The organism is Roseibium sp., assembly GCF_025698965.1.
Taxonomy (GTDB): domain Bacteria; phylum Pseudomonadota; class Alphaproteobacteria; order Rhizobiales; family Stappiaceae; genus Roseibium.
Map to the genome: position 1 here is coordinate 1 of NZ_JAILWL010000335.1, position 7390 is coordinate 7390.

The following is a 7390-nucleotide window of genomic DNA, read 5'->3' on the forward strand; positions in this document are numbered from 1 at the left end:
GCCCGAACGGTTTTTTGGACTTCTCTGATGTTGCGTCGCATACGCACGAAACACTCAAGGAAGATCTCGACCTTATGCTGGAATCACTGGCAGCGGTCGGAATCTCGGAGGCCATCTGGGTGGATCTTGGCAAGCAGGAATTCGGTATTCCCGTCGCGAGGGTGGTTGTGCCGGGCCTAGAAGCCCCTCATGACGATGACGATTATGTTGCCGGTCCAAGAGCGCGCGAGATGAGCAAATATGGCTAGTACGAAGATAGTGTTTGCCGGCCCGTCATTCGCAGGCTCGCAAATCGAGTACGATCCCGAAATAAGCTTCAGGCCACCTTGCAAACAGGGAGACATTTACCTCGCCTGCAAGGAAAAGCCATCAGTTATCGGCATCGTAGACGGTTACTTCGAGGGTGTTCCGTCTGTTTGGCACAAGGAAATACTCTGGGCGCTCAGCCAGGGAGTACATGTCATCGGAGCCGCCAGTATGGGGGCTTTGAGGGCCGCGGAAACCGATCGATACGGCATTGGTGCGGTCTATGAGGGATATCGGGACGGGATTCTGGAAGATGACGACGAGGTCGCTCTGCTTCACGGACCTGCCGAAATGGATTTCATACCGCTCAGCCTGGCAATGGTGAACGTTCGCGCAACACTCAAGGGAGCCGTTGACGGCGGAGTGATTTCCCAAAATGTCAGCGACTTCCTTTTAAAGGCAGCCAAGGATCGGTTTTACAAGGAGCGGACTTGGGAAAACCTGCTGTCGGATTGGGAAGTGACTTCGAGTGAAGGAGCTCCGGTTGCGGAGTTTCGCTCCTGGCTGGCAGACAATGAAGTTGATCAGAAGCGACTCGATGCCGAATCGCTCTACCGATTTGTTTCTGAACAGAATTTCGCAGTTCCTTATAATGCGGACTTCGTTTTTGAAGAAACGGAGTACTGGCACCAGTGCATCCGCGAATGGGGACGGCAAACACGACAGAGCGAACAAAGGCAAGGTTCCGAGGGCTATCGGCTATTCGGCTGAAGCAAGAAACTGGCAACTCGACGTTTGGAAGTAGCTGATCGTTCTAAGGATTATTCAATCAGAGTAGGGTACCCAGATCATGGAAGGCACTCGTTTCAAGCTCTACCCGCAACCAAGGTTCCTTGAGGATTTTGAGGAACCTGAAGTTGTCATGGTTTCAAGTCCACCGGGCAGCCTTGAGCCAGGGCCGTCCGATGATCGGATGTACACGATTTTTCCCATCGGCAAACCACGTCCTTATGGGATTGCGCCCGGACCGGCTGATGGCGGCGATATGCTGACGCCACCCTGGAAAGGAGACATCCACGAGCCGGCAATGCCGGATGCGGAAGGACATTTCGATTACCTGGAACCGGGAACGGAACAATTCGAGGCAGCGCATCTGTTCGGCACTGTGCGCTTCGTTCTCGATATCTGGGAAGACTATTTCGGCAGACGGATCCCCTGGCACAGCGAAAAGCACTACGAACGGCTGGAGCTGACCATACTTCCATCTCTTGAAAACGCATATTCCGGCTATGGCTTTCTGGAGATGGGTGGTGACCGCAAGCACGGTTACTACAAGTCGTTCAGCTTGAACTTCGACGTTATCGCGCACGAGGTTGGACATGCGATCATCTATTCCGAAATCGGTGTTCCGGATCCGGACCAGGCAACCGGTGAATATTTCGGTTTCCACGAAAGTGCAGCCGACTTGGTTGCTCTGATTTCCTCGTTGCATTTCAATTCGCTCGTCGAGCACTTGTTGGAAAACACGAGCGGCAACCTTTACATGCTGAATGCGGTGAACCGGATGGCGGAATTGTCCGGAAACAAGCAGATCCGGATTGCAGCTAACGATGTTCGCCTGTCAAAATTTGCCAAAGGATGGGTGAAGGAACACAAGCTTTCTCAACCTTTGACAGGCGCCTTCTTCGATATTTTTGTCGACATCTTTCACGAGTGCCTTGTTGACTACGGCAGTATTTCTCCGGAGATGGAAGATCTTTCCGACAAATTGCTGGCAACGCCGGATTATGCGCCGGTGATGCAGGGGCTATTTGACGAGGCCTATGGACAGCAGCCTGAGAGCTTCAAGCTGGCCCTGATTGATGCAAGGGATATTCTTGGGACCTATCTGGCCGATACCTGGCAGATTCTGGACCGAAACGACCTGAACTTTGTCGATGTCGCAAGAGCGTTTGAAGAGGTTGATCGACAACACACCGGAGGGCGGTTCCAAAAGTTGATCCGGGGAAATTTCGACCTGAGGGATATCGGTTGGGTTGAAGTAGGGCCGCAACTTGAGCCTTTAAAAAAAGACAGTCACGCCAATTCGGTTAGGACGCTTATGCCTCTGGACTAAGGGGAAGAGTCAAGTTAATCTGCCCTTGTCGAGAATTTAAATTTAATTGTTACTATGCGAGATCAACTATGTCAGAAAAGCTTAACTCTTCCTCGACCATCGTCCTTTACGGAAAGATTGTCGAAGACCTGAAAGTAGTTCCAGAAAAAAAGGGAACTTCTGGTCCGGCTGGCAGTGGTCCTGCGATTGCAAGGATCTACGGTTTTAGTTTTGGTGGCGCTTACTACGAAATGGGCAGCGCTGTTCTGTTTGCGGTTGAAGGCAAAGGGGAGCTCGCATCAAAGGTTGAGGTGCCGGGTCCCGGCCTCGACGATGATGATCCTTTTTACAAGTCGCTTCGGTGTTGGTCGTATGACAAATCGGCCCAGACATTGCGTATGGATCTGGACACCGGAACGTTCGAGCAAGTTCTGTTGAGCGATGCTGACGGCGGTATGGGTGTGTCTGGCGCCCGCGTGTCCGGCGCCCGGGTATCTGGTGCTCGTGTATCCGGTGCAAGAGTTTCTGGTGCTCGTGTATCCGGCGCAAGAATTTCGGGCGCTCGATTGAGCGGCGCGCGCGGCGACGCCAGCGATTAAGTTCGCAAATCTCGGATAATCGGTGGAAAGCTGGCTATGAGCTGCTTTCCGTCACCCGAATGGCCGGTGTTTTTCACACGCCGTCTGCGGTGAGTTGTGCGTATTGTGGTTCGCACCACAGCGTATCAGTCGCTTTGCCAGCTGAAGAAAGCGAGCCGGTCAATTGGTCCACCATCTGGTGGAAATGCTCTAGAGGCCGGCGCGCTTCAACCCTTCGACAAAATGGCTTACGTCATCCGGGTATTTATCCGGCTGAACGGACGCCCAATGCTCAAGATTAAAATTGGGATGGGCTTTCAGAACCATTGCAGCCTCTTGCTGCGCTTCTTGCGTCATATCGAGAAGTCCGTAACTGGCCGCAAGAAGGCGTCTGCCTTCAGTCGGGTTCTGCATGGTCTTGATTGTCGAAATCGCCTTCTCGTACTGCTTCAAATTGAAATAGGCGCCCCCCAAATGCCAGAGGTACTGGTCGGGATAAAAGGGATTGAGGCGCATTGCTTTTTCAAGCAGTTCGATGGCTTCCTCCGACCGGCCGCAATGGGCCATGGCGTCGGCCATGTCTGACATGAGATCGGCATCGTTTGGATTGAGCTTGATAGCACGTTCATAAGCGTTGATCGCGGCATCGTGTTCCTTGCGGTACAGATGCGCAAATCCCAGTTCGCCAAATCCCCTTGCATCCAGTGAATCCAGTTCAATGGCATCCATTGCCAGCGTCAGGGCGTTGTCGATGGCCAGCTCTGGTTCCGGCGCCCAGTTATAGCGCCAGTCGAGGTTCAGCGTGCGGGACTTTGCCGCGAGAGCTCTGGCGTATTTGGGATCATTGTGCAGGGCTGTTTCATAAAGCTCTCGTGCCTGGCTGACGCCGTTGCGGGTATAGCTGAAAATGTATCTCTGGCCCTGGAGCACAAAGCCATAGGCGGCCATGTTAGCAGGCGGCGTCTGTTTTAACCTGTCGAGTTCGGACGACTCAATTTTCGCCGCTGTTGCCGAGACGATGGTTTGCGTAATCTCGTCCTGAAGATCAAAAAGATCATCAATCTCGCGATTATACTGTTCTCCCCAGATCGTTCGGTCACGGATGACATCGATCAGCTGGATCGTAATCCGGATCCGGCTGCCGGCCTTTCGAACTGAGCCATGCACCACATATCTTACCCCAAGTTCCTTGGCGGTTTCCTGGGGAGACGACTGGCGATCGCTATAGACATAGGCCGAGTTCCGGGAGATCACGAAGAACTGGTGAAACTTCGACAGGCTGGTCGTGATGTCTTCGGTAAGGCCGTCGGCGAACCAGCTGTCACCCTGTTCGCTGCCCTGAAAGGCAAATGGCAGGACGACAATCGATTGGTCGATGAGCGGATCACCAGCAAAACTCGCCGTGTTCTTTTTCCGCTCACGGCGAAGACCCGCGGTCATTGCCGCACTTGTCGGATTGTCGTGAAGCTGGAAGACGTCGACGTCTTCCTTGATGTTCTTGAATTTCTGCGCACCAAGATATTCATAGCCGATCGACATCTTGCTGCTGACACTGTCGTAAACAGTCCCGGAGATACATATCCTGCCGGGTTCGGAGAACGATTCTATTCGCGAAGCGATATTGATGCTCTCGCCAGACAATTCGCCGTTGCCCTGAAGAACGTCACCGAGATTGATGCCGAAACGAAAAACGATCGGTTTGCGATCGGCATCTTTCTCGTTCATTTCGTGAAGCTGTTTCTGGATGGTAACTGCGAAGGTTACAGCATCCACCGCGCTGTCAAACAGCAGGAACACGCCGTCACCGGCCGTACTGATAATCTCACCCGAGTGTGTCTGGGCAAGAACTGAAAACTCTTCCAGGCGCGCGCGCACGGCCAGGGTTGTACCGAGCTCGTCCTCGCCCATCATACGACTATAATTAACAACGTCCGCAAATACGATTGCAGCGAGCCGACGTTTTAAACCGTGCTGAGACCCACCATCCATCCCTACACCATCAATTTTGAAGCTTCGAACGCTTAACTAGTTCAAAAGATGTCTCGGCCAACCGTTTTTTGACAATTTGTTTTGTTTCCAGCCACTCGGAATTCAATAGCCCAACCTGAATGATATCATGATGTTGGCCGTCTGCGTACCAACCTTCGCGTATACGGCCTTCTTTGGCAAAGCCTACAGAAGTAACGAGCTTTTCGGTTGCCTGGTTGTTGGCGCGATAGATTGTTGAGAGCCGATGCAACCTAAGCTGGTCGAAAGCCAGCTCCATAAGTTCAAGCAGCATCGTGAGCGCGAGTCCCTTGCGACGGTAGTCTTTTGCGACAAAAAGCGGAATGACAGCATCTCCATGTATATAGTTGATCGATTGGATTCCGCACAATCCAATCGGTTTGCCATCTGGCTCTTCGGCCAAAAACCAAAAGGCTTTGGGCGGTTCGTTGTATTGAAGAGCCGGTTTCCAGCTCTCGACCACATACTCCCTGCTAACTGGCACTGGCAGGCCTCGATCGAAAAGAGCAACGTCTTCGAAACTGGAAAACCAATGCACCAAGGAGTTTAGATCTTCTTCATTCAACGGGCGAAATAATAATTTTGCTTTTTTTGTCAAAACTTGAAACTTCTCTTAGTTAGCAAATGTTCACAAAAACTGCACTTCAGCATGCAATCAAGCAAATTCTGTCTACGTAATTTGGCGGCGACTGCTCGGGCTGTTGCAGCGACGATGAGCGGAAACTGGCCAATTGCTTGAAGTGGATATCAAGCGTTATTCCCGCAGACCAATTCACGCGCATAGCGAGTTTAGTGGAATTATGACGCCTGGTCACCTGAGGTGTAAAAGCCTCCTGTCAGTTTAGGACAGTTCGTGCTGACCGCAGCCCTTCAACGTTTTGCAAATACTTCAGTACGACTGCCGCATCTTGGTCAATGTGTCGTAGTTCCCCGATATTGCCGCTTGTTCAAAAACATGCCAGCCTCTTGTTCCAAGGCGGAGGAGAAAAGACATGCCTGAAATTTCCAGTGATCGTGATTGCCAGACAGTCATCACCACGTTCGAGATGACACCGGGAACCTGCTTTGACTTGCTGGAGGAGTTGAAGGACGCCTACGAGAACTTCATTCGGCATCAGCCGGGTTTCATTGGTGCGGGACTTCATGTGAACGACGCGCAAACGCGCATTGCCAATTACTCCCAGTGGCGCAAGCGTGAGGATTTTCTTGCTATGCTTCGTTCATCTGAAATGCGCGCTCGCAATCGCCGTATCAGTGCGCTTTGTAAGCATTTCGAGCCTGTGATGTATGACGTCGCGGAGAGTTTCGATATCTGACCCGAAGGACTGGATCGTCAGACAAGTATAGGCAAATATCAAAGCAAACTCTGGAATCTACAGCCTCTGCGCGAGCGTCGTGCCTGCGCTAATTCGAGAAAACATGCCTTATCAGATTACTGACTGTCGAACGCTCACCACCACGCAGCTTTGTGGTGCCATGAACGAAGCCTTTGCCGACTATGTTGTTCCGCTCTCCATGTCGGAACAAAGTTTCAAGGATTTTCAAATCCAGCGTGGTTTTTCCGCCGACCATTCCTTTGTTGCCACGAGGGAGGGGAAGGTCGTGTCGTTCTGGTTCTCAAGCCTGCCGAACCTGGAGTATGAAGACCGAGCCTATACCCTTTCCGTTGGCACGCACCCGGGTCATCGCCGCAAGGGACTGTCGAGAAAGCTGCTTGAGGCGGTGATCGAAAAACAGCGCCAGAGCACCTGCAGTGGTCTGCAGCTTGAAGTGGTTTCGACAAACACCAAAGCCGTCACGGCGTATGAGACTTTCGGGTTTCAATGCGCACGGAAACTGAGGGTATGTAAATTGTCCAACGGCTTCAGGAGTGCCGGCGACCTTGAGGGTATTGATTTTAAGAGGATCGCGTTGACTGAATTGCCGAAAAACGAGGCCGACTTTTTCGATACGGTTCCAACTCCGCAAAACAGCCGGAATGCAATGACGGGACTTGTGGCAAAAACCCAAGTTGTTGTGGCCATCAAGGGAAGGGATTTGCTCGGTTGGGGGGCTGTCTATGACGATGGTGTGGTTGCACAAATTGCAGTGCAAAGAGCCTTCCGCGGCAACGGGATCGGGAGGGGTATCCTCAACCAACTGGCAAGCCTGGTGGAAGCAGAGCATCTGACATTCGTGAATGTCGATGTGACTACACCCAGCATTAACGGTTTTCTGGACCGGGCAGGTGCTGAAGACATTCTCCAGCAATTCGAAATGCGTCTGGCAATTTGAACCAGCGTTGGTGCCGCCTAGGTTTTTTTGAACGGTGCATGTTCTGAAAGCGCTTCGTTTTCCCGTTCAACGGCAAACCGCTCCTGCTCCAGATAGTCCGCAACGGCCTGATGCAGCCCTTCATGCGCGATCCAGTGGGCGGAGTAGGTGGTCTTTGGAATGTAACCTCTGGCCAGTTTGTGGGCGCCCT

At 52.3% G+C, this 7390-nt stretch carries 9 protein-coding genes; 6 read left to right on the forward strand and 3 right to left on the reverse strand.

Going from position 1 to position 7390, the window contains the following annotated elements:
• The 4 genes from K5905_RS22820 to K5905_RS22835 form a co-directional block, all read left to right on the forward strand.
• Positions 1–248: YcaO-like family protein (locus tag K5905_RS22820; RefSeq protein ID WP_297588157.1), on the forward strand; the 248-nt coding region annotated here is incomplete at its 5' end.
• Positions 241–1017 carry a TfuA-like protein gene (locus K5905_RS22825; RefSeq protein ID WP_297588158.1) on the forward strand — a complete coding sequence of 259 codons (777 nt, stop codon included), beginning with the start codon at positions 241–243 and terminating at the stop codon, positions 1015–1017. The genes K5905_RS22820 and K5905_RS22825, both read left to right, overlap by 8 nt.
• Before the next feature lie 79 nt (positions 1018–1096).
• Complete coding sequence (locus tag K5905_RS22830; RefSeq protein WP_297588160.1) at positions 1097–2362, forward strand: hypothetical protein; 1266 nt, start codon at positions 1097–1099, stop codon at positions 2360–2362.
• A 68-nt stretch (positions 2363–2430) separates the two neighbouring features.
• Positions 2431–2940, forward strand: a complete 510-nt coding sequence (locus K5905_RS22835; RefSeq protein WP_297588163.1) for a pentapeptide repeat-containing protein — start codon at positions 2431–2433, stop codon at positions 2938–2940.
• Between the two features lie 189 nt (positions 2941–3129).
• Here the strand turns inward: K5905_RS22835 and K5905_RS22840 are convergent, their stop codons facing one another.
• Positions 3130–4908 carry a tetratricopeptide repeat protein gene (locus K5905_RS22840; RefSeq protein WP_297588165.1) on the reverse strand — a complete coding sequence of 593 codons (1779 nt, stop codon included), beginning with the start codon at positions 4906–4908 and terminating at the stop codon, positions 3130–3132.
• Positions 4909–4918: 10 nt separating this feature from the next.
• Complete coding sequence (locus K5905_RS22845) at positions 4919–5524, reverse strand: GNAT family protein (protein WP_297588168.1); 606 nt, start codon at positions 5522–5524, stop codon at positions 4919–4921.
• A 394-nt stretch (positions 5525–5918) separates the two neighbouring features.
• Between K5905_RS22845 and K5905_RS22850 the strand changes: the two genes are divergently transcribed.
• The gene (locus K5905_RS22850) at positions 5919–6242 is read left to right on the forward strand and encodes an antibiotic biosynthesis monooxygenase (RefSeq protein WP_297588170.1); all 324 of its coding nucleotides are present in this window, start codon (positions 5919–5921) and stop codon (positions 6240–6242) included.
• Between the two features lie 103 nt (positions 6243–6345).
• Positions 6346–7200, forward strand: coding sequence for a GNAT family N-acetyltransferase (locus tag K5905_RS22855; RefSeq protein WP_297588173.1), 855 nt, complete (start codon positions 6346–6348; stop codon positions 7198–7200).
• A 17-nt stretch (positions 7201–7217) separates the two neighbouring features.
• Here K5905_RS22855 and K5905_RS22860 read toward each other — a convergent pair.
• Positions 7218–7390: peptidogalycan biosysnthesis protein (locus tag K5905_RS22860; RefSeq protein ID WP_297588175.1), on the reverse strand; the 173-nt coding region annotated here is incomplete at its 5' end.

Excerpts from the sequence above, each read along its gene's own strand:
- K5905_RS22830 (WP_297588160.1), top strand. The coding sequence starts at position 1,097 with ATGGAAGGCACTCGTTTCAAGCTCTACCCGCAACCAAGGTTCCTTGAG.
- K5905_RS22855 (WP_297588173.1), top strand. The coding sequence starts at position 6,346 with ATGCCTTATCAGATTACTGACTGTCGAACGCTCACCACCACGCAGCTT.
- K5905_RS22850 (WP_297588170.1), top strand. The coding sequence starts at position 5,919 with ATGCCTGAAATTTCCAGTGATCGTGATTGCCAGACAGTCATCACCACG.
- K5905_RS22835 (WP_297588163.1), top strand. The coding sequence starts at position 2,431 with ATGTCAGAAAAGCTTAACTCTTCCTCGACCATCGTCCTTTACGGAAAG.
- K5905_RS22840 (WP_297588165.1), bottom strand. The coding sequence starts at position 4,908 with ATGGATGGTGGGTCTCAGCACGGTTTAAAACGTCGGCTCGCTGCAATC.
- K5905_RS22825 (WP_297588158.1), top strand. The coding sequence starts at position 241 with ATGGCTAGTACGAAGATAGTGTTTGCCGGCCCGTCATTCGCAGGCTCG.